We start from the raw sequence: 21,300 nt of genomic DNA, 5'->3' as shown, positions 1-21,300 counted from the left end.
TTTATCCTCGTGCCTCGATATGACCTTCAAATACCGTTGTGGCCGGACCGGTCATCATCACCGGCGAGTCTGCTCCCGGCCAGCGGATCAGCAGGCTCCCGCCCGGCAAAGCCACTTCAACCATATCACCAACCCGGCCCTGTTGGCGACCTACAACCACCGCCGCGCAGGCGCCGCTGCCACAGGCCAGCGTCTCGCCGGCACCGCGCTCGTAAACCCGCAGGCGAATATGGCCCGGGTCGATCACCTGCATGAAGCCGGCGTTGACCCGCCGGGGGAAACGCGGATGGGCTTCGATCAGCGGTCCGAGCCGCGCCACCGGGGCGCTGTCGATATCATCTACTTCCAGCACGGCGTGGGGGTTGCCCAGCGCGACGGCGCCGAGGTGCACCTTTTCCCCGTTAATCACCAGATCATAAAGCGTGGCCTCGGCATCCGCCTCAAAGGGGATCTCGGACGGCGCGAAGTGCGGCAGGCCCATATTGACTGTCACCTGGCCGTCGGTCTCGATCTGCAGGGTCAGCTGCCCGGCGGCGGTGGCAACCCTGATAGTATCACGGTCGATCAGCCCCTTGTCGCGTACGAAGCGGGCAAAACAGCGCGCGCCATTGCCGCACTGCTCCACCTCGCCGCCATCGGCATTGAATATCCGGTAGGTAAAATCCACTCCCGGCTCGCGCGGCGGCTCCACCAGCAACAGCTGATCGCAACCGATGCCAAAGCGGCGATCGGCCAGCTGGCGGATCTGTTCACGATCCAGCACGACCTCCTGATTGATGGCGTCAATCACCACGAAGTCGTTGCCCAGGCCGTGCATCTTGGTGAAGCGAAGTGACATCAGTCTTCCATCAGGGTTTAAAAGATATCAACGCAGAGGCGCAAAGACGCAGAGGACGCAAAGTAATATTAATGTAGCCCTTTGGTGTGAACCGTGTCTTTTGCCTTGCAGCTTTATAATGTCTATCCAGACTTAATCGTTATTGTAACTAAAATGACAGAGTTTGGCCGGGGTTTAGCGCATCAGGTTCATGTAATCACGGTAGATGCAGCGGTCCATGATCACGGTGAGACCGGCATCGCTGGCGCGCCGGGCCTCGGCCTCGTTAATCACGCCATCCTGCAGCCAGATGGCCGGCAGATGGCGTTCGATACAGACGTCGATGATCGGTGCGATTTGATCCGGAGCGCGGAACACGTTCACCAGATCGACAGGGTCCGGCACGTCGGCGAGATTCGCGTAAGCCGGTTCACCCAGCACCTCGTCCACTGCCGGGCGTACCGGAATAATATGATAGCCGAACTGTTGCAGGGCACTGGCTACCTGGTGGCTGGGACGGGCCGGTTTGGGGGAGAGACCGACCACCGCGATATGACGGATCGTATCGAGCAGGTTGCGGATGTCTTCCGGGCGGGGGTTCGTAAAGGTCATAACGAAAAGCTACTCGCCCAGGTGGCCCTGCACGACCAGATGCCGGTCGCTGACGCTTTTGACCTCCAGATAATCCAGTCCGACCCGGTGTAACTGCTGGCGCACTTCGTCCGGCGTAAAGGCGGCGCACAGCGAGTGATAAAAATCGCGTTGCAGGATCGGCGGTTCATCGGCGGCGTAGTGTTGCATCAGCTCGCGAGCCTGTTGGGGAGTGTCCGGGCGTTGCAGGTCCATGATAAACACCGGCGTGCCAGGGCGCCCGTGCTGTTTGACGGCCTGCCAGAGTACCTGCGGATCGTGCAGGTGATGCAGCAGGCTGTTACTGATAATGACATCGTAGGCGGGCAGGGGAATCGTGTCGCGTGGCAGATTGACCCGGTACAGGTGGATGCGCTCAGTGAGTTGTTCCCGGGCCAGTCGTTCGCGGCCTTCGGCCAGCATCGCTTCGGCGCCGTCGATCCCGTCGATATGGCAGTGCGGGTAGGCGCGGGCGAAGCGCACGCTGATATCGGCCGGTCCGCACCCCAGGTCCAACACGTTGCCATGCAGATGCTTGTTGGTAAAACGCTGCTGAAAACAGTCGATGAAAAACCGGTGTGGCGCATCGAAGTCGGCCCGGGCATAGGCGCGGGCCTGTTCCGCCTCGTCCATCAGTTCCGGTTCGGGAATGCGTTGCATCATCATATTTCAGGGTAGCACCGATTCTCCGGCAAACAGTTCGGACAGGGTTTCCCGTTCGCGTGCCACGTGGATCTGTTCGCCATCGACCATAATCTCGGCGGCGCGCGGACGGGTGTTGTAGTTGGAACTCATGGAAAAACCATAGGCGCCACAGGAGCGAACTGCCAGCAGATCGCCTTCGGACACCGACAGCGCGCGGTCCTTGCCGAGAAAATCGCCAGTCTCGCAGACCGGGCCGACCACATCGTAATAGACGGGATCGCCATGGGTTTCTGTTTTGACGGGGATAATTTCCTGCCAGGCGTTATACAGCGCCGGACGCATGAGATCGTTCATCGCCGCATCGACAATGGCGAAGTTCTTGTCCGGCGTCTGCTTGAGGTATTCGATCCGGGTCATCAGCACGCCGGCATTGCCGGCAATCGCGCGACCGGGTTCGAGCAGGATAGTCTGTGGCCGATCGGCCAGCAGCTCGCGCAGGGCGGCGGCATAATCACCGGGCGCGGGCGGGTTCTCATCGTGATAACGGATCCCCAGGCCGCCGCCCAGGTCCAGATGCTCGATCGGGATTCCATCCTGCGCGAGTTCATCTACCAGCGCCAGCACCCGCTGCAACGCATCCAGAAAGGGCGCGGTCTCGGTCAACTGCGAACCGATGTGACAGTCGATTCCCACGATGTTGATATGTGCCAGATCGGCCGCCCGTGCATAGACCGCCCGGGCCTGCTCGATGCCGATGCCGAATTTGTTTTCCTTCAGTCCGGTGGAGATATAGGGGTGGGTTTTGGCGTCCACATCCGGGTTAACCCGCAAGGAGACGGGGGCGCTGACATTCAGCTCGCCGGCTATCCGGTTGAGACGCTGCAGTTCCGATTCGGACTCCACGTTAAAACAGTGAATACCCACTTCCAGCGCGCGGCGCATTTCATCGGCGCGCTTGCCCACGCCCGAGAAGACCACTCTGGCCGGGTCGCCGCCGGCAGCCAGCACCCGTTCCAGCTCACCCCGGGAGACGATATCGAAACCGGAGCCGAGGCGGGCGAACAGGTTGAGCACCGCCAGGTTGGCATTAGCCTTGACCGCATAACAGATCAGGTGCGGGTGATCGCCCAGGGCCTGATCGAAGGCATGCCAGTGGCGCTCCAGCGTGGCACGGGAATAGATATAACAGGGCGTGCCATACTGTTCGGCAATGGCCGCCAGCGGCACCTGTTCGGCGTACAGTTCGCCGTCGTGATAAGTGAAGTGATCCATGGAGTCAGGATGCCTGTCGGGTTTGTTCGTTCTGATCGGGCAGGTACAGCGGGCCCTTTTTACCGCAGCCAGATAGCATGCTCCCGACGCCCAGGAAAATAACCAGAAGGATAAACAGGATTTGTGGCCAGCAGAAGCGCATGGGCGGACTCATTACTCGAAGGTTTGTGGCATTATACGCGGAAGGTTACGCGGATGTCAGAGTCCGCGTCCATTCAAAACCGGTAATGCCCATGCTGACCAAGCTGATCATCTTGCTGATTTCCCTGCTGGGGGGCGTGCTGCTGCTAAGTGGTATCGCCCGGATATTCAGGCGCAAGCCCCTGCGCGGGGCACTGCAAAGCCTGGGCGGACTGGTCCTGATCGGCGGTGCGATCCTGAGCTGGTCTGTGGCCCTCAACCTGTACGGCTATCAGCAATTGACCCGGGAGCAGCCGGTGGCCTGGCTGCGTTTCGAGGAACGCGGTCCACAACGGTTTCAGGTCTATGTCATTCATCCGGATCAGATGGCCCAGAGTTTCGAGCTGCGCGGCGACGAATGGCAGGTGGACGCCCGGGTACTCAAGTGGAGCGGTCTGGCCACCTTGCTGGGGATGGAAACGGCCTATCAGCTGGATCGCATCACCGGCCGTTACCGGAATCTGCAGGAGGAACGCCAGTCGCCGCGCACGGTCTACAGTCTGCATGAGTCTCGCGGGGTGGATATCTGGCAACTGGCGCGCGAGCACCAGGGCTGGTTGCCCTGGGTCGACGCGGTGTACGGCAGCGCCACCTATCTGCCCATGGTCGATCGCGCCGAATACGCCCTGAGTCTGACCACCAGTGGCCTGATCGCCCGCCCCGATAACGAAGCCGCCGAAGAAGCCGTGCGACGCTGGCGCTGAATAGGTGCGTTAATGCACAGTTCATAAAAGCATTACCACCAGGACACAAAGACACAAAGAATTCGTTATTTGGATTCCTGGAAGTCCCGATTTACCACTTTATTCCTCCTGGTGTCTTCGTGTCTTGGTGGTGAGATTTTGTCGAGCCGGCTGACGAACAGGAAGCGAAACGTTGCGTATCAGAACCAACATCTTCATCTGGGTGTTCTTCGCCACGGTCGTGCCGCTGACCGGGTTGATGCTGGGCGCCACGTATTACAGCCAGAATGCCTATCAGCAGGTTGTCTCGCGGGATGTGCTGACCAGCCTGGAAAGTGTTGCCAGCGAACTCGAGCGTCACCTGCAGGACAATCAGGAACTGGCACTGGGTATGTCCCGCGCCCCGGCGGTACAGGAATTTCTGCCGGTCCTGGCCGGACAGGCCTCGGGGCGTATCCCGCCGCAAAGCCGACTGTTGCGTTCGCGGCTCAATCACTATTTCGAAGGCTTTCAGACCATCCTGCCCGGCACCTTCTATCTGCGATTGCTGGATGTCAACGGCAACACCCTGGTCAAGGTCAGTCACAACACGCGTAGCATGCAAACCTATGAAAGCCTCTCCGGGTTAGCCTACGTGGAACAGGAGATCAATTCCGATACGTTCGTGCAACGTCTGCGCGAGCTGGTCCCGAACCAGGCCCATGCCCTGGAACTGCCGCACAACCAGTTCAATGAAACGCTGGATCAGACCTTCCCCCTGCTCGATTATGTCGTACCGCTTTATACTGGCGAACAGTGGGTGGGCGCGCTGACGGTCACCCTGGGCGGGCGCAATCTGGATCGGATACTGGATAACGCCTCGCGTCTGTACCGGGGGGACCTGTTTGTGGTGGAAAACAACCCTGAACGGCAGAAACATCATGGACGGATTCTGTATGACAAGGGCAGCGATATCCGGTTTTCCCAGATCCGTTCGGATAGCGTCCATGTCGCCGACAAGTACAGCGATCAGGTGCTGAGCGAGGTAGTGGACAGTACCAGTGGCCTGTATCTGAGTAAGGAAGGGGGTTTTCATAATTATTATGTCGAGCTCAACCCCTATCGCGATCGCCTGATCAGCTGGGTGCTGACCTCGCATATCAATTCGGATGTAATCACCTCGCCCTATGCGGTGATTCGTATTGCCATCGCCCTGCTGGGGGTGGCCGCGCTGGTGATCACGCTGTTACTGACCGACATTGGTGTCCGCAAGGTGGCACGACCGATCTGTCGTCTGGCCGGGCGGCTCAAGGCTTATGCCAATGGGGATCATGCCCAGCGGGCAGAGGAGAAACAGGCCATCGATGAAATCGGTGCACTGGCTCAAGCCTTCAATTATCTGGCCGATACCCTCGATACAGCCCGCGAGCAACGGGACCGCGCCGAGCATATGATGTTGCAGAGCAACAAACTGGCCAGTATTGGCCAGATGGCGGCCGGGATCGGACATGAGATTAACAATCCGCTCAATAATGTGCTCTCCTATGCCAAGCTGTTACAACGCACACTGGAAAAAACGGAATACGGAGATGCGCAAACCCGTCAACGTTTACTGGATGATCTGAATGCATTGCGTGACGAGGCGCTGCGCGCCTCGGATATTGTGCGGGGGATTCTCAACTTTGCCCGCCAGGTACCGCCGCAATACAGTCATTTCGAGGTCCGGCCCTGGCTGGAAAATACCCTGGCGCTGGTACGCCAGGCGGCCAAAAGCAAACATGTCGAGCTGCAGCTGGAGTGTGACTACGACGGTGAGCTCGAAGGGGATCGCAGCCAGTTGCAGCAGGCTCTGATTAATCTGTTACTGAACGCCATCCAGGCCAGCCCGGCGGACGCAAAGGTGACAATCCACTGCCAGGCCGAGAAACAGCAATTGCAACTGACCATTTGTGATGAGGGCGAGGGGATTGCCTCCGGAAAGCTGGATAACATTTTCGATCCCTTCTTCAGTACCAAACCCGAGGGAGAAGGTAGCGGGCTGGGCCTGTCGATCAGTCTGGGGGTTATCGAATATCATAATGGCAGTCTGCATATAGACAACAACCCGCAAACCGGCGTCACTGCCACGGTGGTCGTGCCGCTGCGGGCCGTAACCGTCAACCAGAAACCGAATGCTCATGGATAACACGCCACTGATACTGTTTGTGGATGATGACCCCAAGACCGGGGAGCTGATGACCCGCTTCAGCGAAGAGGCGCCATTCGATTGCCAGGTTTTCCAGGATCCGCTGGAGGCTCTAGAATATTTCAAACATCACCCGGTCGAACTGATTGTCAGTGATCTGCGTATGCCCCATATGAGCGGCACCGAGCTGCTGCAGGCCGTGCGAGACGAAGACCACGGCATTCCGTTCATTATTATTACCGGCTATGCCAATGTCGACAGTGCCATCGAAGCAATGCGTCTGGGCGCCACCGATTTCATCAAAAAGCCGTATGACATGGACGAGCTGCAGATGCTCATCGAACGCAATCTCAAGCTCGATGCCCTGCGCCAGGAAAATCTGCTGCTCAAACGGCAGCTCAGTGACGAACGCAATCGTTTTGGCATGGTCGGCCATGCCGGGCCGATGCTGGAAATTTACAAGATCATCAGCAAGATTGCCGATATCCGCTGTAACGTGATCATCGAGGGCGAATCGGGTACCGGCAAGGAACTGGCAGCCCGCGCCATTCATTATCAGAGCGAATACGCCGACAAACCGTTCGTGGTCATCGATTGCGGCGCTTTGACCGATACCCTGCTGGAAAACGAACTGTTCGGGCATGAGAAAGGGGCCTTCACCGGCGCACACCAGAGCAAGCGTGGTTTGCTGGAAATGGCCACCGAGGGCACCATTTTCCTCGACGAGATCGGCAACATCTCCGATGCCATGCAGATCAAATTGATGCGGGCCATCCAGGAGCAGCAGATCACCCGGGTCGGCGGGATTCAGCCCACACCCATTGACGTGCGATTTATCGTAGCCACCAACCAGAAAATCGAGGAGCTGGTCAGCGAGGGCAGGTTCCGCCATGATCTCTATCATCGCCTGAATGTCGTTAAATTCAGCATGCCGGCGCTACGCGAGCGACGCGACGACATCCCCCTGCTGGTGCAATACTTTATTGATCACTATGCCAAACTGTATCAGCGCAATGTAACCGGTTTCGATCAGCCCTCACTGCAAAAGCTCATAGAGCACGACTGGCCCGGCAACGTACGTGAACTGCAGAACCTGATCGAGCGTACTATCGCCCTGGCCGATGCGCCTACCCTGCATCTGGAAGAGATCAGCAGCATTCGCAGCGGCGGCGGCATCGACAGCGACCTGCCCACCCTGGCGGAGCTGGAGCGGCGTTACATTTACAAAACCCTGGACCGTTTCAACGGCAGCCGCGAAAAAACCGCTGAAACCCTCGGTATCAACAAATCCACCCTGTGGCGCAAACTGCAAAGTTACAAGGATGCAACAGGTAGCGAATAACTACGCCGGGGTATTTCTCAATTACTCTGGAACAAACGCGAAGAACGCAAAGATGCAAACAACGCGGAGGAGTGATTTAATAAAATTGTATGGCCTGGCAATATTTCTGTCGACACACATAATTATTACTTGGCGAACTCAGCGTCTTTGCGTTCTTTGCGTTAAATTCAAGAGCAGTTAATAAGAGGACAGGGGCATCTCAGGCACTACACTACTGAATTTTTTCTCACCTGCACTGTCCCAGTTACGGGCTTTGGTGGATATTCGCGGTTATGTCATTTATTTCCAAATGGTTTTATTGCTTCAGTTTACTGCTGTTGCCGGCAGGGGCTACTGCTGAGGAGCTGCGCAATCAGCTGGTGGATCATGGTTCGGCCTACCTGGCCATGCACGGCGATGATCCGGTGCACTGGCAGCAGTGGAACCGTGACGCCGTGGCGAAGGCGAGGCAACAGAACAAGTTGTTGTATGTTTCCAGTGGCTATTTTTCCTGTCACTGGTGTCACGTGATGCAGCGCGAGAGTTATCAAAACGATCGGATTGCGGCCTTGCTTAATGAACACTTTATCCCGGTAAAAGTCGACCGCGAACTGAATCCGGCGCTGGACGATCGGCTGATCGACTTTGTCGAGCGTACCCGGGGCCATGCCGGCTGGCCGTTGAATGTCTTTGTCACACCGGAAGGTTATCCACTGGTCGGGATGGTCTATCAGCCGCCGGAGGATTTTCTGCGTATTCTCGAGCGGATTCGAAGCGAATGGCATAACGATGCCCCGGGTCTGCGGGAGCTGGCCGAATCGACCAGCAAAGAATTACAGCACCGCACCCCGGTCGACGGCACGCCGCAACCGGACGCACTGCGCGAACGCTTTGTGAACGTGAGCCTGGAGCGGGCGGATGAGTTGCAGGGCGGCTTCGGGGATCAGAACAAGTTTCCCTCTGTGCCGCAGCTGGCGACATTGTTGCGCCTGCATCAGGAGGGAAATGAGGCGATACCGGCTGACTTTCTGCATCTGACCCTTGATGCGATGGCGGAGCAGGGATTACGCGATCATCTGTCAGGAGGTTTTTTCCGTTATGTGATCGACCCCGGCTGGCAGGTCCCCCATTTTGAGAAAATGCTGTACGACAATGCGCTGCTGGCCTCGATCTACCTGCAAGCAGCGCAGGTACTGAATCACCCGGCCTATCGGCAAGTGGGATTGCAAACCCTGGCGTTCATGCAGCGGGAGTTTCAGCTTGCCAACGGTGGCCTGCTCGCCAGTTTTTCCGCACTCGACGGTCAGGGTGTCGAGGGCGGTTATTATTTATGGCAGACAGATGAACTGAAACAATCACTCAACGAAGCCGAGTTTGAGGTAGCCAGTCGCTACTGGGGCATAAATGGCCCGCCGGAGCTGGACCACGGTCATCACCTGCATATCAGTCAGGATCTGGATTCGGTAGCGCAGACGCTGAATCAGCCTCGCGCCCGGGTCGAGCAGTTACTCGACAGTGCCCGCAATAAACTGCTCGGACAGCGTCGCCAGCGCAGTCTGCCCCGGGATACCAAGCAAATCGCCGCCTGGAACGGCCTGGCTTTGTCGGCCTTTGTTAGCGGTGCGCAACAGGAACCGGCCCTGCGGGCGTCAATGCAGGCTTTACGCGATTTTCTGGTCAATCAGTTATGGGATGGCGAACGACTCGGGCGAGCCAGCGGCGGCGATCAATCGCTGGGACAGGTCGGGCTGGAGGATTACGCCTATGTGGCGCAGGGACTGCTCGATTACGCGACGGCATTCAACGATACGCGCACATTAAGTATCGCCGAAGCGGTGATCCGCCAGGCCTGGCAACGCTTTTTCAGCCCGGCAGGCTGGCAGTTACAACAACAGCCGCTGCTCAAATACGGTGCCCGGCAGGCCGTACTGGCCGACGGCCCCATGCCTTCGCCCTCGGCCGCCCTGATTCGCTCAACGCGCACCTTGCTCCGGCAACGGCCCGATCCGCAACTGGCCAAACAACTGACGCTGGCACTGGAGCAGGGCGGGGGGGAAATACACGAGAACCCCTTCTGGCATGCAACGCCGGTTTTGCAGTTGCAACAGGAACACAATTGATGAGCAGGGCTGGAATTAAATTGGGTTCAATAAAAGTAAATGTGAAATAAGCTGTTAAGCAGGACTATGTCATGCGCAAGCTTCTGCGAATGGCACGCTTCACTGTTTTTCTTGCTGACTTGTATCGCAGGTATATCCCGTATAAATATGTTTTTATCTCGTCCAGATAAGACAGGTTAAACAATTTGTTTTTTATGTAGATAGAGTCACTTCCGTCTCTGTACCATAATTTGTAACCGTGCTGATTAAACCAGGAAATTATTTCGACCATAAAGGGGTTAAAGTACAGTCCGCCATGTGTCTCTATAGAGATAACATCGGGACGACTTAGCATATGTTTTATAACATACCATTCTCCCCCTTCGATATCGATGCTGATTAAATTTATATCTGTTGGGTCAATCTCATTAAAGCGAACACACCTGACCTCTAATATTTCGCTTGTGTTATTGATGCTGCCGTCGTTTACGATAGCAGGTGTAAATTCAAGATTTCTGGCGTAGGTGGAAGCCCCTGCTTTTACCAGTTCGAGTTTGCCGCTCTCGTCACCGACGGCTACAGGATATACTTCAACGTTTTTATATCCGGAATATCGGTTGTTTATTTTCTCGAGTGACTGGGGATCCGGCTCTATTAATAAAGAAGGTATACCATCATCTATATAATTTCGAATATTCGAGTTCTCGGGAAAATAAACACCAACCTCGGCAACTTTTTCGGGGTAGTAACCTTTTCTGGACAGGTTCTTATATAGTGGTGTTTGTGACACGTTGTATGCTCGGGGACGATGTTGTTTTGTTAATGGGTCATTGTTGCAGGGAGAGTGTCGACAGGCATTTTGCATGATCGATTTGGATGCTTGATATATAAGAGAAAGTCCAGAGACCCGCTAACCGATCGTATCACAGTATCGAACTATACTGTCTGATTTTTGCCTGCGCTGAAATAAGGCTGCAATGCTTCAGGCAATAAATAATGTAGACGGATCCACCGGTGGCCGTTCCATAACATCGAACTCGAACTGGTTAAAGGAGTGGGTCGACAGCTGCAGTTTTTTCAGGCGTACGTAAAACAGCCGGCGTTTCATGTTGATCGACAGTACCGAGTCGATATCAAAGACCGAGGACGGAACGATCAGGCTGCGTCGCTGCTGTGCCGAGACCTGCCTGGGAATCAGCAGACCACGGAAATAGTCGGTGCCCTCGCCGGTACCCTGCAAGCCCTTCACCGCGACCGCGACCGCCGAGTTGGCGAGGCGCATGATGCCCAGTTCCATACCCTCGGCCGGACGGGTTTTGAGCCAGCGAATCACGCCCGGTTGCCAGTGCAGGCAATGTTCATTGTCGCACCAGGCTACGACTTCACCTACTTTGACGTTGGAACAGCCCGATTCGGGGGTACAGGCCAGTGCCGCACCATGAGTGCTGGCGTTCTGCTGCCACCAGGGATTGGCGCTGTAATCATGCGTATGGTAACTGTCTTTTTGCATGGCAGTATCATAGGCCGTTGCCATGAGCTCCCGCGTGATGTCGGTTTCATCGCGATACTTGATCACGAACTCATCCATCTCCGGCGTAAAAGCGTTACGCTGATTAATATAATGATGCGCGGCATTTAACCCCATTGCCATGCGAATGTTGGCCGGCTGGCTATGGCGCGTGGACTGGCGTTTGAGCGCTCCTTCCCACGCATCCGAGAGCCGCAGCAACATGTCACGTTGATAGCGCAGTACCCTGGAGTGGCGATCTTCTTCCAGGTTATGCATGGCGGTCTTGAGGATACGCTGCAGATGCGACTCAAGGCGTTGTTTAACCTCGCCGATCTCGATGAGGCGTCCGTCCCTCGGCTGCCACTGAATCTCCTCGCTGATAAAGCGCGGCGGCTGATCCGATTCAAAGTCCAGGGCAAACTCCCCGGCCGGCGAAGGAGTGGCCAATGGCAACAAATGGCAATAGGGTGTCCAGGCGGAAACAAGATAATGAATATCATCCGCTTCACCGGACATCAGGTGGTAGGGTTCGGCAAGTGACAGCAACAGGGAGCGCTTGTAGACCAGGTCAATAGTATAGCCAACAGGCAGGCTGTAATCAGGAACCGGATCATCGACCGGCTGATCCTGAAAACCCTGCGATTCGGCATAACGATATAACTGATGCAGTTCATACCATACGTGCTCCGCCTCGGTGGCGTAAACCATATAGCAGGTCAGCAGGCGCCGGCCCAGATACTGGATGCTGTGATAGATCGCTTCACGTAACAGTAGCCGCGGATGTTCCTTCTCCGGCTTGCTCAGGACCAGTTCGCTGACCACGATTTTGTAGCCTGCTGCCATGCCGTCCAGCAGGGCATGCAGGTCGTTGTAGGTTTCCAGGTTTTTCTGGCTCAGCGGGATACCGGCCTGCTTCAGATGCCGCGCAAGAGTCACCAGAAGTTGGCGTGCGATCGGCCGCAGGGTATCCATCAGTTGCAGGCGATCCTCGGGCGGGCAGGCGGTCTGATTGAGCTGCTCCAGTTGCTGGATAAACAGGTGAACGGTTTTGCGGGTATTGGCGGTCGGCAGATTGTGTAGCCACTCACGCAGCTTCTTGATGCGCATGGGCGGGGGCGCCCGGCGAGAGAGGTCCTGGGAGGGAATATCCAGAGCGGGTAGAGTCACTTGCACGGTATCCGGTAATCAAGCCAGTGACAGGGAGTATACCTCAGCTGAGGAAAATTGTGCGGTGCAAACTGCAAACAACCGCACTGCAGAGCGCAGTAAAGGCACATCAAAATATGGTGGCGGGGGAACCGCCGCCCGAACAAATTTTGAGACCGGCGTGTCGATTTGAGAATTTAAGGCTCTTCATGGGGGAATATTCAGGGGAAGATATACAGCGGTGCAAAGTTTGCATAGAGATAAAGACTGGAATGTCTTGCTCTGTGTGCCGGGGCAGACTTTTTACTCTTGCTAGCAATATCAATCCCGGTGTTATCAATAAGGAAGCTCTGATCAAGTCATTGCGGCGGAAGCTGGAATCCAGTCCCTCGCCGATTAATTCTGGACCCCGGCTTTCGCCGGGGTGACGAATAAAGGCTTATTCAGAGCTTCCCCAATAATTAAAGGGGGCACCATGAGAGCTCGCATGCTTTTGCTGGCACTTGGTTTTTCTGTCGTACAGCCGTTGCTGGCCGATGCGTTGATCATGACGGCGCCGCCGCGGGAGTCTGAACAGGCCGGGATAAAACAGTATGAAATCACGGCCCGTTATATCAGCGATGTTCTGGGCCGACCGGTGCGCTACCAGCACCCCGGGGCCTGGTTGCGCTATCAACATGACATGCGCAACGATGTTTACGACATCGTCTTCGACGGCCCGCATTTCGCTTCCTGGCGGGTGACCCATCTCGATCACGAAATGCTGGTCAGGTTACCGGGTTCATTACAGTTCCACCTGCTGGCCGCGGCGGACAATGACCAGGTAAGTGAACCGGATGATATGATCGGTCGCAAGTTCTGCGGGATTTCCCCGCCCAACCTTTCCACCCTGAGTGTCCTGGGGGACTTTCGCAACCCGGTGCGCCAGCCGGTAATACGGGGAGTCAAGGGCGGCATGGGAGCGGTCTACAAGTCCTTTCAACAGGGGCAGTGCGACGCGTTTGTGGTTCGTACCGCCTACTATCGAAATGCCATGGGCGAAGACGATCGCAAGGGGCTGAAAGTTGTCTATACCTCGCCGGCCATGCCCAATCAGTCTATCTCGGTGAGCAGTCGTTTAACTGCTGAAGAGCGAAGCAAGTTACGTCAGGCGCTGATTGCCGAAGCGGGAATAAAGGCGTTACAACCCACGTTGAATCGTTTTGCAGGTAAAGCCAAAGGCTTTATCGCTACCGATAACACGGAATTCGAGGATTACAATACCCTGCTTGAAGGTGTGATCTTCGGCTGGTAATAACCGGAACGAGTCCGGGTTACTTATCTTTCCGGTTAGCTGGCAGTAACCAACCGGAAAAGCGGAGTATATTCATGAGTGCTGAGTGCTAAGAACTAAGAACTAAGAACTAAGAACTAAGAACTAAGAACTAAGAACTAAGAACTAAGAACTCAGCACTATATTCAAGCTGCCTGATTATTCTGCTCATTCAGATAATCCCAATCCAGCGGCGTTGCGTTGCGGTCGAAGTGATAAACTATCGGCGTGGCCGTCGGAATCTCGAAGCGTTCGACCTCTTCGGTGGTCATGTTCGACAGCGCCATGATCAGCGCGCGCAGGGTGTTGCCGTGGGCGCTGATCAGCAGGCGCTCGCCGCAACAGATGCGCGGGACGATTTCGTCGTTCCAGTAGCGCATCACCCGCTCGCGGGTTTCGGCCAGGTTCTCCACGTCGGGCAGGTGGGCCGGGTCGATATCCTGGCAGAGCGGATCATGGCAACTGTGACGTTCGTCCTCACGGCTCAGCGCGCCGGCGCGATCGTGATAACCCCGACGCCAGCGCCAGACCTGTTCCTCACCATGGCGTGCCGTGGCCTCGCCCTTGTCCAGCCCCTGCAGCGCGCCGTAGTGGCGTTCGTTCAACTGCCAGGCCTGTTCGCGCGGAATCTCGTCCTGGCCCAGCTCTTCGAGCAGGATATCCAGCGTGGTCACCGCCCGCTGCAAGCGTGAGCTACAGGCCGCGTCGAAGACAAAGCCCTGTTCGCGCAGGCGGGTGCCAGCGACACGAGCCTCGGCGATACCCGCCCCGGTCAGCGGCGGATCGGCCCAGCCGGTGAAGCGGTTCTCCCGGTTCCACTGACTCTGGGCATGGCGTATCAGCACCACCGGTATGCGGTCGAGGAGGTTATTCATGGTTTTATCGTTGCTCGGGTTCATGTGGATAACATGCGCCCGGTTGCTTTATTTTTAAAATCGTTTGTTTATACTGTAGTTATCGGTAATGCCTATCGTAAAGATGATCTGAAAAACTCATGAATCTCAGAGACTTGCAGTACATTATTGCCGTGGCCGAAACCCGTCACTTCGGCCGGGCGGCCGAGCGCTGTTTCGTCAGCCAGCCAACCCTGAGCGGGCAGATCAAAAAGCTCGAAGAGCAGCTGGGCGTGGCGATCTTCGAGCGCACCAACCGCTCGGTGGAGGTGACCCCCATCGGCGAGGACATCCTGCGCCATGCCCGGCTGATGATGGAGCAGATGAACGCCATCGAGCAGCTGGCCCGGGCCCATCAGGACCCGCTGGCCGGGCCCCTGCGCCTCGGGGCGATACCCACTATCAGCCCCTATCTGATGCCGCTGATCCTGGTCCCGCTCAAACAGCAGTTTCCGCAGCTCAAGCTGATCCTCTCCGAGGAGATGACCGATACGTTAATCCGGCGCCTGCAACAGCACGAAATCGATGCCGCGCTGCTGGCTACCCCGGTGGACGAGCCGGAGCTGGAAGCGATCCCCCTGTTCGACGAGCCGTTCTGGCTGGCCCATCCGCGGGATCACGCTTTTTATAATAAAGAGACCATCACTCGCGAGGATCTGGAAAACACCGAACTGCTGTTGCTGGCGGAGGGGCACTGCCTGGCCAGACAGGCGATGGAAGTGTGCCGCCTGAAGGAGCGCAGCGAGCGTGGCGAAATGGCCGATCTGCGCGCCGCCAGCCTGGAGACATTATTGCAACTGGTCGGCGCCGGCTTCGGCTCCACCCTGGTGCCGGCGCTGGCCATGCGCGGCAGCTGGACCACCGGCAGCGGCATCGTTACCCGCGAACTCGATTTGCCCGACGCCTACCGCCGCGTGTCGCTGGTCTATCGCGCCAGCTTTCCGCGCAGGGAAGCCCTGCATACCCTCGCGCGCGTCATCTTCGAAAAGCTGCCCAACACTGTGACGCCATTGGACGCCGTTGGCGTCAAGGGCTAGTTTCCAGGGGCCAGGTGCTAGCACCTGTTTTTGTAGGAGCGCTTTTCAAGCGCGACCGGAAAAATGGCAGAGAAGTCGCCGCTGCAAGCGCCTCCCACCGGTCCTCCATAAACCCGCCACTCAGAACTCAGAACTCAGAACTCAGAACTCAGCACTCAACTGACTGGCCCCTGTATCTATATCCGGCTATGATGCTCTGAAGAACTGCGGGGGAATAAAAATGGATGTCTCGACAATCATTACACTGGTAGTGCTGGGTCTGCTCGTGCTGTACATCATCGCCATCTTCAATCAACTGGTGGCCCTCAAGAACCGGCTTAAAAATGCCTTTGCGCAGATCGAGGTGCAGCTCAAGCGCCGCCATGATCTGATCCCCAACCTGGTGGAAACCGCCAAAGGTTATCTCAAGCACGAACGCGAAACCCTCGATGCCGTGGTCCAGGCACGCAACAATGCCGAGCAACAACTGGACCGGGCGCATAACGATCCCGGCGATCCGTCAGCTATCAACGACCTGGGCCGGGCCGAGGGTAACCTGGCCGGGGCACTGGGCCGGTTCAACGTGGTGGTCGAGGCCTATCCCGATCTCAAGGCCAACCAGAACATGATGCAGCTTACCGAGGAGCTGACCAGCACCGAGAACAAGGTCGCCTTCGCCCGTCAGGCATTCAACGATGCGGTCATGGCCTACAACACCTACAAGCAGTCCTTCCCGCAACTGATGTTTGCCGCGCTGTTCGGTCATGCCAAAGACGCCGCCCAGCTGGAGTTCGAGGACAGCGCGGCCATCCAGGCGGCGCCGAAGGTCTCGTTTTGATCCGGCGTTATGATAAGCAGGCGTTTCGAATGCCGGCTCACAGCGATTGCTTCGTCACGTTGTTCCTCGCAATGACCCCCCTGTTTCCGGTCGTTGCGAGGCCCGCATGGACGCAGGTGGTAGAGCGACGCAGGACGCCAAAGCCGAGCAAAGCGAAGCAATCTTTTGCACAAAGCGATCGGACGTTCGGAACATTCAGATAGGCCATGGACTTTTTTGCAGCACAGGATCGGGCCCGGCGCCAGACAGGCTGGCTGGTTGTACTGTTTATGCTGGCGGTGGCCGGGCTGATCCTGCTGACCAATCTGCTGGTGCTGGCTGCCCTCGCCTATAACCAGGCCGGGGTATTCACCCTCTCCCCTGAACTGCTCGCGCAGCAGTTTCAGTGGGATGTTTTCCTCGGCGTGGCGGCGGTGATCATCGCGCTGGTATTTGTCGGCAGTGCCTATAAAACAATGTCGCTCTCCGGTGGCGGTCACAAGGTGGCCGAGATGCTCGGCGGACGCGCGCTCAGTCCCGACAGTCGCGATCCCGACGAACGCCGTTTGCTCAACGTAGTGGAAGAGATGGCCATTGCCGCCGGTATGCCGGTGCCCCGCGTCTATCTGCTGGAAGAAGAAGGCATCAACGCGTTCGCCGCCGGCTCCAGTCCCAACAACGCGGTGATCGGCATCACCCGCGGTGCCATGGAAACCCTGAACCGGGACGAGCTGCAGGGGGTCATTGCCCACGAGTTCAGTCACATCTTCAACGGCGACATGCGCATGAACATTCGCCTGATCGGCGTGCTGCACGGCATTTTGTTGCTGGCGCTGATCGGCTACTTTTTGTTGCGCTCCTCATACTTTGTCCGCGCCTCACGTAACCGGCAAGCCGGCGGACTGGTGGTGGCGATCATCGGTCTGGGGGTCAGCCTGCTGGTAATCGGTTACGTGGGCCACTTCTTCGGCCAGTGGATCAAGGCCATGGTCAGTCGCCAGCGCGAATATCTGGCCGATGCCTCGGCCGTGCAGTTTACCCGCAACAACCAGGGCATCGCCGGGGCACTGAAAAAAATCGGCGGGGGTCTGCACGGTTCACTGCTGCAAAGCGCAGCCGCCCCCGAGTACAGCCATGCCTACCTGGCCAGGGGGGTTAAAGGCTTCATGCAGTCGCTGTTTTCCACCCACCCGCCGTTGCCGGATCGGATCAAGCGTCTGGATCCCGCCTGGGACGGCGCATTCGTCGCGCCGGTTAAACAATCCACCGCCGCCGATACTGAGCCAGCTTCCGAAGCAGCACCCGAAGCAGCCCCCAAACCGTCACTGGATATCGTCGGCGCCGTGGTCGCCGCCGGTGTCCTCAGCGCCGGCAAGATGGTGGACCAGGTCGGTAACTTCGACGAGCAACAGGTCGAGGCCGCGCGGGCAATCCTCGATAGCATCCCGCGCGAACTGCGCGAAGCCGCCGCCGAACCCTTCGGTGCCCGCGCGGTGATCTACGTGCTGTTACTCGATCCCCGTCCCGAAGTGGAACGTGAACAACAACGTCTGCTGGAACAACAGGCCGATCCGCAGGTAGTCCAGGTATGCCAGGCCCTCGCGCCGCAGCGCCGGGATCTGCCCGAAGCAGTGCGCCTGCCGTTGATCGAACTGGCTCTGCCGGCACTGGAAGGGTTATCGGATGAGCAGTACCGTCGTTTTCGGGGGGTGGTGCAGGCCCTGATCGCTGCGGACAGCCGCGTCGATCTCAAGGAGTGGATCCTGCAGCGGCTGGTGATACGACAACTCGATCAACACTTCGGCCTGCGCAAACCCGCCAGGGCCAGATACGGCAAATTGATACAGGTTAAAGAACAACTGCAGGTGATACTCTCGCTGGTGGCGCATACCGAATACCCCGACGCGCAACAGGCCGCACAGGCCTTCGATGTCGGCGCGGCCGAAGCGGGTATGACCGAACTCACCCTCCTGCCACGCGACGCGCTCGATCTCAACACACTCAACAACGCGCTCGACACCCTCGAACAACTCAAACCCCTGGCCAAGCCCCGCCTGCTCAAGGCCTGCGCCGTCTGTATCCTGTTCGACGGCAACACCACCGTCCCCGCCCAGGAACTGCTGCGCACCCTCGCCAGCTGCCTGGACAGCCCGATGCCATTGTTAGTTAAAAGTACTGAGTACTGAGTACTGAGTACTGAGTACTGAGTTCTGAGTTCTGAGTTCTGAGTGCTCAGTGCTCAGAACTCAGTGCTCAGTGCTCAGTCTTCGCATCTGCCCGAGGGGACACTGACTGTAGTGGTCGGGAGGAAATTCAGAGCTAATAATAAGGCCTGGTGGTTGTACGAAAATCAGGCCGCCCGGGTTTTCACCGCCTTGCGAATTGCCTGGCCGTGCTCAAGCGCCGTCTTCCGTCCAGCGGAAAACCAGGCGCCATTGATCAGCAAGGCGAGATCATTCAAGGGGCTAGACAGGCAGCTCCGTGCCCTGGTTCATGATCGCGATATAGCCGGCGTAACTGTAAACCCGGTTGCGCTTTTGAGCGGTAAGTTCATGGACAATACCAAGGCTTGTCAGCCGTTTTAGACACTTGTTGACCGTAGCAGGGGTAAGGCCGGTATTCTCCACCAGCGATCCGGCAGTGGTGATCGGGTGTCCCATCAGCGCGTTGTGTACGGTCAGAGTCGAGGCTGCGGCACGACCGAGTTGCTGGATCTTGTCGCGATCGGCAGCGGACAACGCCACCAGTTGCTGTGCGGTGTCCACGGCCTGGGTGGCGGTGACAATGATCGCCTCGGCGAAAAAATCCAGCCAGGCCCCCCAGTCACCGGTCAGGCGTACCGTGTTCAACAGGTCATAGTAATATTGCCGATGCGTTTTGAAATAGAGGCTCAGGTAAAGCATCGGCATGCGCAAGACGTTCTGTTCACACAACAACAGGGTTATCAACAGCCGGCCGAGGCGGCCATTGCCATCGAGAAACGGATGAATGGTTTCAAACTGCACATGCGCCAGGGCGGCCTTGAGCAACACCGGTGTCGCTTCGGGCTCGTCGTGTAAAAAGCGTTCAAGCGCCCCCATGCAATCGAGCACCTGGTCAGGTGGCGGCGGCACAAACACCGCGTTACCCGGTCGACTGCCGCCGATCCAGTTTTGACTGCGCCGGAAGTCCCCGGGCGTGTGGTGACTACCCCGGCCCATGCTGAGCAGGATTTCATGGATCTCCCTGAACAACCGCAACGAGATCGGAAAGCCTTCGGCCAGCCGCTTGAGGCCGTGGTCGAGCGCGGCAACATAATTGCTGACTTGCTGGACATCGTCCAGCGGCACCCCCGGTTCTTCATCCAGTTCGAACAACAACAGATCCGAGAGCGAAGATTGCGTACCCTCAATCATCGAGGAGAGGACCGCTTCCTTGCGGACGTACATATAGATAAACAGGCCCGTATCCGGCAGCAGGGTGGAGACGCTGTCCAGCCGGCCCAATGCCAGAAGCGCCTGATCAAACTTGCCGCGCAAGGCCGGCCCCCATTCAATGGGCGGGTCTGGCGGCAAGGGCGCCGGCACAAACGCCTGTGCCTGCTCGCCCGGGGTCGTGATCGGCACGTAATGTCCCTGGAGTTCCCGCTTCATCTGACCGGTTCCGAAGTTAAAATAAGATTTCTGCTTATTTTAAGAAAAGTCATTATCCTAAAATAGTGGGGAGGCTCATGAAAAGCAAGTGAAAGACTCGCCAGGCAGGCAGCCGGGCAAGGCTGTCATTACGAGCAAAGCGTGGCAATCTCCCCAGCGCTTCCATCTACCTCTCTCATGGATGACGTACAGGGAAGTGCTAATGTCGCGAGCGGGCTGGGAAGCCCGCTTGCGAGCGACTGGGGTCAGGGGGAGGGGATCAAAAACAGCCCTGGCAAAACACTTTGTTCCTCGTCCCTCGTAACTCGCCCCTCGACCCTGTCCGAAGGACATTGTGGGAGGGCCTTGCAGGCGCGATTTTCAGATTCAGGCAGGCTCAGCCTTCAGCCCGACTGATCAAGCCGTTCAGCTGCGGCTGATATCTGCCGACTGGGGGCTATTTCTCTGCGTCACTCTTCCCTGCCGAAATAGCCAGAAGGACTCATTTCGGCTAAGGGTTGTCCCTCATATTCATGCAGGTAAATCTGGGTTAGGCTGGATAGCACGGTTGAATAATAAATAGTGTCAGACGACTCGGCAGTGCCCCCGAACGACAGACTACTGGTAGCTCAAACATGTGAAGTGTTTGACCATAAGCTCATCGCGGAGAGTAGTGTTGTGCAGGATAAAGATCAGGTTGAATGATAATGGTACTTATATGTCCCAGACCTCTTGATTAGGTTTGCGAGGTTGGCTAGAACGTCGGCAGGTATTTAAAGGGCTTTGACCCCTTAAATTTTTTCGGTGATCTGCCGGGGTCAGTCGTTATTATGCAATTAGGATATGGTGTTGATGTGCTAGGTCATTTGCCTTGGGTCACTAAGGCTCACTGTATATATTGGGGCGATTTGGATACGCATGGTTTTGCGATTCTCAATCGTGCCAGAAATTATCTTCCCAATCTTAAATCCGTATTAATGGATGAAGAGACTCTACACGGCTATCGGGATATGTGGGTAGAGGAAAGGAATCAACATAGTGCAGAAACATTACATAAATTGACTGATTCTGAGCAGAGAGTATATCAAGCTATTAAACGCAATAGCTGGGGACAGAATGTCCGCCTGGAACAGGAGCGGATTGCTTGGGATGTCGCTTGGAAGGTTTTACAGGAGGTTATATGA

At 56.9% G+C, this 21,300-nt stretch carries 18 protein-coding genes; 9 read left to right on the top strand and 9 right to left on the bottom strand.

Annotated elements, in window-relative coordinates:
- Window position 1 precedes the first annotated feature (1 nt).
- From dapF to lptM, 5 genes are all read right to left on the bottom strand, one after another.
- Window positions 2–838 (bottom strand): diaminopimelate epimerase, encoded by an 837-nt coding sequence (dapF, locus tag R6U90_RS04225; protein ID WP_410351420.1) that lies wholly within the window; start codon window positions 836–838, stop codon window positions 2–4.
- 174 nt (window positions 839–1,012) lie between these two features.
- Complete coding sequence (locus R6U90_RS04220; protein WP_410351419.1) at window positions 1,013–1,429, bottom strand: CoA-binding protein; 417 nt, start codon at window positions 1,427–1,429, stop codon at window positions 1,013–1,015.
- A gap of 9 nt (window positions 1,430–1,438) precedes the next feature.
- Window positions 1,439–2,110, bottom strand: a complete 672-nt coding sequence (locus R6U90_RS04215; RefSeq protein WP_410351430.1) for a class I SAM-dependent methyltransferase — start codon at window positions 2,108–2,110, stop codon at window positions 1,439–1,441.
- A gap of 6 nt (window positions 2,111–2,116) precedes the next feature.
- Window positions 2,117–3,364, bottom strand: a complete 1,248-nt coding sequence (gene lysA, locus R6U90_RS04210) for a diaminopimelate decarboxylase (protein ID WP_410351418.1) — start codon at window positions 3,362–3,364, stop codon at window positions 2,117–2,119.
- Window positions 3,365–3,368: 4 nt separating this feature from the next.
- Complete coding sequence (gene lptM, locus R6U90_RS04205; protein WP_410351417.1) at window positions 3,369–3,506, bottom strand: LPS translocon maturation chaperone LptM; 138 nt, start codon at window positions 3,504–3,506, stop codon at window positions 3,369–3,371.
- A gap of 91 nt (window positions 3,507–3,597) precedes the next feature.
- On the opposite strand from lptM, the gene R6U90_RS04200 reads away from it, so the two are divergent.
- The 4 genes from R6U90_RS04200 to R6U90_RS04185 all read left to right on the top strand — a co-directional run bounded on the left by R6U90_RS04200 (window position 3,598) and on the right by R6U90_RS04185 (window position 9,832).
- Complete coding sequence (locus R6U90_RS04200) at window positions 3,598–4,248, top strand: cation/multidrug efflux pump (RefSeq protein ID WP_410351416.1); 651 nt, start codon at window positions 3,598–3,600, stop codon at window positions 4,246–4,248.
- Window positions 4,249–4,420: 172 nt separating this feature from the next.
- Window positions 4,421–6,391, top strand: coding sequence for a sensor histidine kinase (locus tag R6U90_RS04195; protein ID WP_410351415.1), 1,971 nt, complete (start codon window positions 4,421–4,423; stop codon window positions 6,389–6,391).
- A complete protein-coding gene (locus R6U90_RS04190; RefSeq protein ID WP_410351414.1) occupies window positions 6,384–7,733 on the top strand; it encodes a sigma-54-dependent transcriptional regulator in 1,350 nt (449 codons plus the stop codon). Before R6U90_RS04195 ends, R6U90_RS04190 begins: the two co-directional genes overlap by 8 nt.
- Window positions 7,734–8,005: 272 nt before the next feature.
- Window positions 8,006–9,832 carry a thioredoxin domain-containing protein gene (locus tag R6U90_RS04185; RefSeq protein ID WP_410351413.1) on the top strand — a complete coding sequence of 609 codons (1,827 nt, stop codon included), beginning with the start codon at window positions 8,006–8,008 and terminating at the stop codon, window positions 9,830–9,832.
- 64 nt (window positions 9,833–9,896) lie between these two features.
- On the opposite strand, the gene R6U90_RS04180 is transcribed toward R6U90_RS04185, so the two are convergent.
- Together R6U90_RS04180 and R6U90_RS04175 are read right to left on the bottom strand one after the other, a co-directional pair.
- Window positions 9,897–10,601 carry an FkbM family methyltransferase gene (locus R6U90_RS04180; protein WP_410351412.1) on the bottom strand — a complete coding sequence of 235 codons (705 nt, stop codon included), beginning with the start codon at window positions 10,599–10,601 and terminating at the stop codon, window positions 9,897–9,899.
- Window positions 10,602–10,793: 192 nt separating this feature from the next.
- Window positions 10,794–12,488 carry a hypothetical protein gene (locus R6U90_RS04175; protein ID WP_410351411.1) on the bottom strand — a complete coding sequence of 565 codons (1,695 nt, stop codon included), beginning with the start codon at window positions 12,486–12,488 and terminating at the stop codon, window positions 10,794–10,796.
- 466 nt (window positions 12,489–12,954) lie between these two features.
- Here R6U90_RS04175 and R6U90_RS04170 point away from each other — a divergent pair, with 466 nt between their 5' ends.
- Window positions 12,955–13,761, top strand: coding sequence for a phosphate/phosphite/phosphonate ABC transporter substrate-binding protein (locus R6U90_RS04170; RefSeq protein ID WP_410351410.1), 807 nt, complete (start codon window positions 12,955–12,957; stop codon window positions 13,759–13,761).
- Between the two features lie 164 nt (window positions 13,762–13,925).
- Here the strand turns inward: R6U90_RS04170 and R6U90_RS04165 are convergent, their stop codons facing one another.
- Window positions 13,926–14,654: a 2,3-bisphosphoglycerate-dependent phosphoglycerate mutase gene (locus tag R6U90_RS04165; RefSeq protein WP_410351409.1), complete on the bottom strand. Its 729-nt coding sequence runs from the start codon at window positions 14,652–14,654 to the stop codon at window positions 13,926–13,928.
- 119 nt (window positions 14,655–14,773) lie between these two features.
- Here R6U90_RS04165 and R6U90_RS04160 point away from each other — a divergent pair, with 119 nt between their 5' ends.
- From R6U90_RS04160 to R6U90_RS04150, 3 genes are all read left to right on the top strand, one after another.
- Window positions 14,774–15,709: a hydrogen peroxide-inducible genes activator gene (locus tag R6U90_RS04160; protein WP_410351408.1), complete on the top strand. Its 936-nt coding sequence runs from the start codon at window positions 14,774–14,776 to the stop codon at window positions 15,707–15,709.
- A 220-nt stretch (window positions 15,710–15,929) separates the two neighbouring features.
- Window positions 15,930–16,526: a LemA family protein gene (locus R6U90_RS04155; RefSeq protein ID WP_410351407.1), complete on the top strand. Its 597-nt coding sequence runs from the start codon at window positions 15,930–15,932 to the stop codon at window positions 16,524–16,526.
- A 206-nt stretch (window positions 16,527–16,732) separates the two neighbouring features.
- Window positions 16,733–18,691 (top strand): M48 family metallopeptidase, encoded by a 1,959-nt coding sequence (locus R6U90_RS04150; RefSeq protein WP_410351406.1) that lies wholly within the window; start codon window positions 16,733–16,735, stop codon window positions 18,689–18,691.
- A 279-nt stretch (window positions 18,692–18,970) separates the two neighbouring features.
- Here R6U90_RS04150 and R6U90_RS04145 read toward each other — a convergent pair whose 3' ends face one another.
- Window positions 18,971–20,137 carry a Fic family protein gene (locus R6U90_RS04145; RefSeq protein WP_410351405.1) on the bottom strand — a complete coding sequence of 389 codons (1,167 nt, stop codon included), beginning with the start codon at window positions 20,135–20,137 and terminating at the stop codon, window positions 18,971–18,973.
- A gap of 788 nt (window positions 20,138–20,925) precedes the next feature.
- Between R6U90_RS04145 and R6U90_RS04140 the strand changes: the two genes are divergently transcribed.
- The gene (locus R6U90_RS04140) at window positions 20,926–21,300 is read left to right on the top strand and encodes a Wadjet anti-phage system protein JetD domain-containing protein (RefSeq protein WP_410351429.1); all 375 of its coding nucleotides are present in this window, start codon (window positions 20,926–20,928) and stop codon (window positions 21,298–21,300) included.

This window comes from Thiohalophilus sp. (genome assembly GCF_046483665.1).
GTDB lineage: Bacteria > Pseudomonadota > Gammaproteobacteria > UBA6429 > Thiohalophilaceae > Thiohalophilus.
Note: the sequence above shows the minus strand (reverse complement) of the source record. Positions and strands in the feature narration are given on the sequence as shown.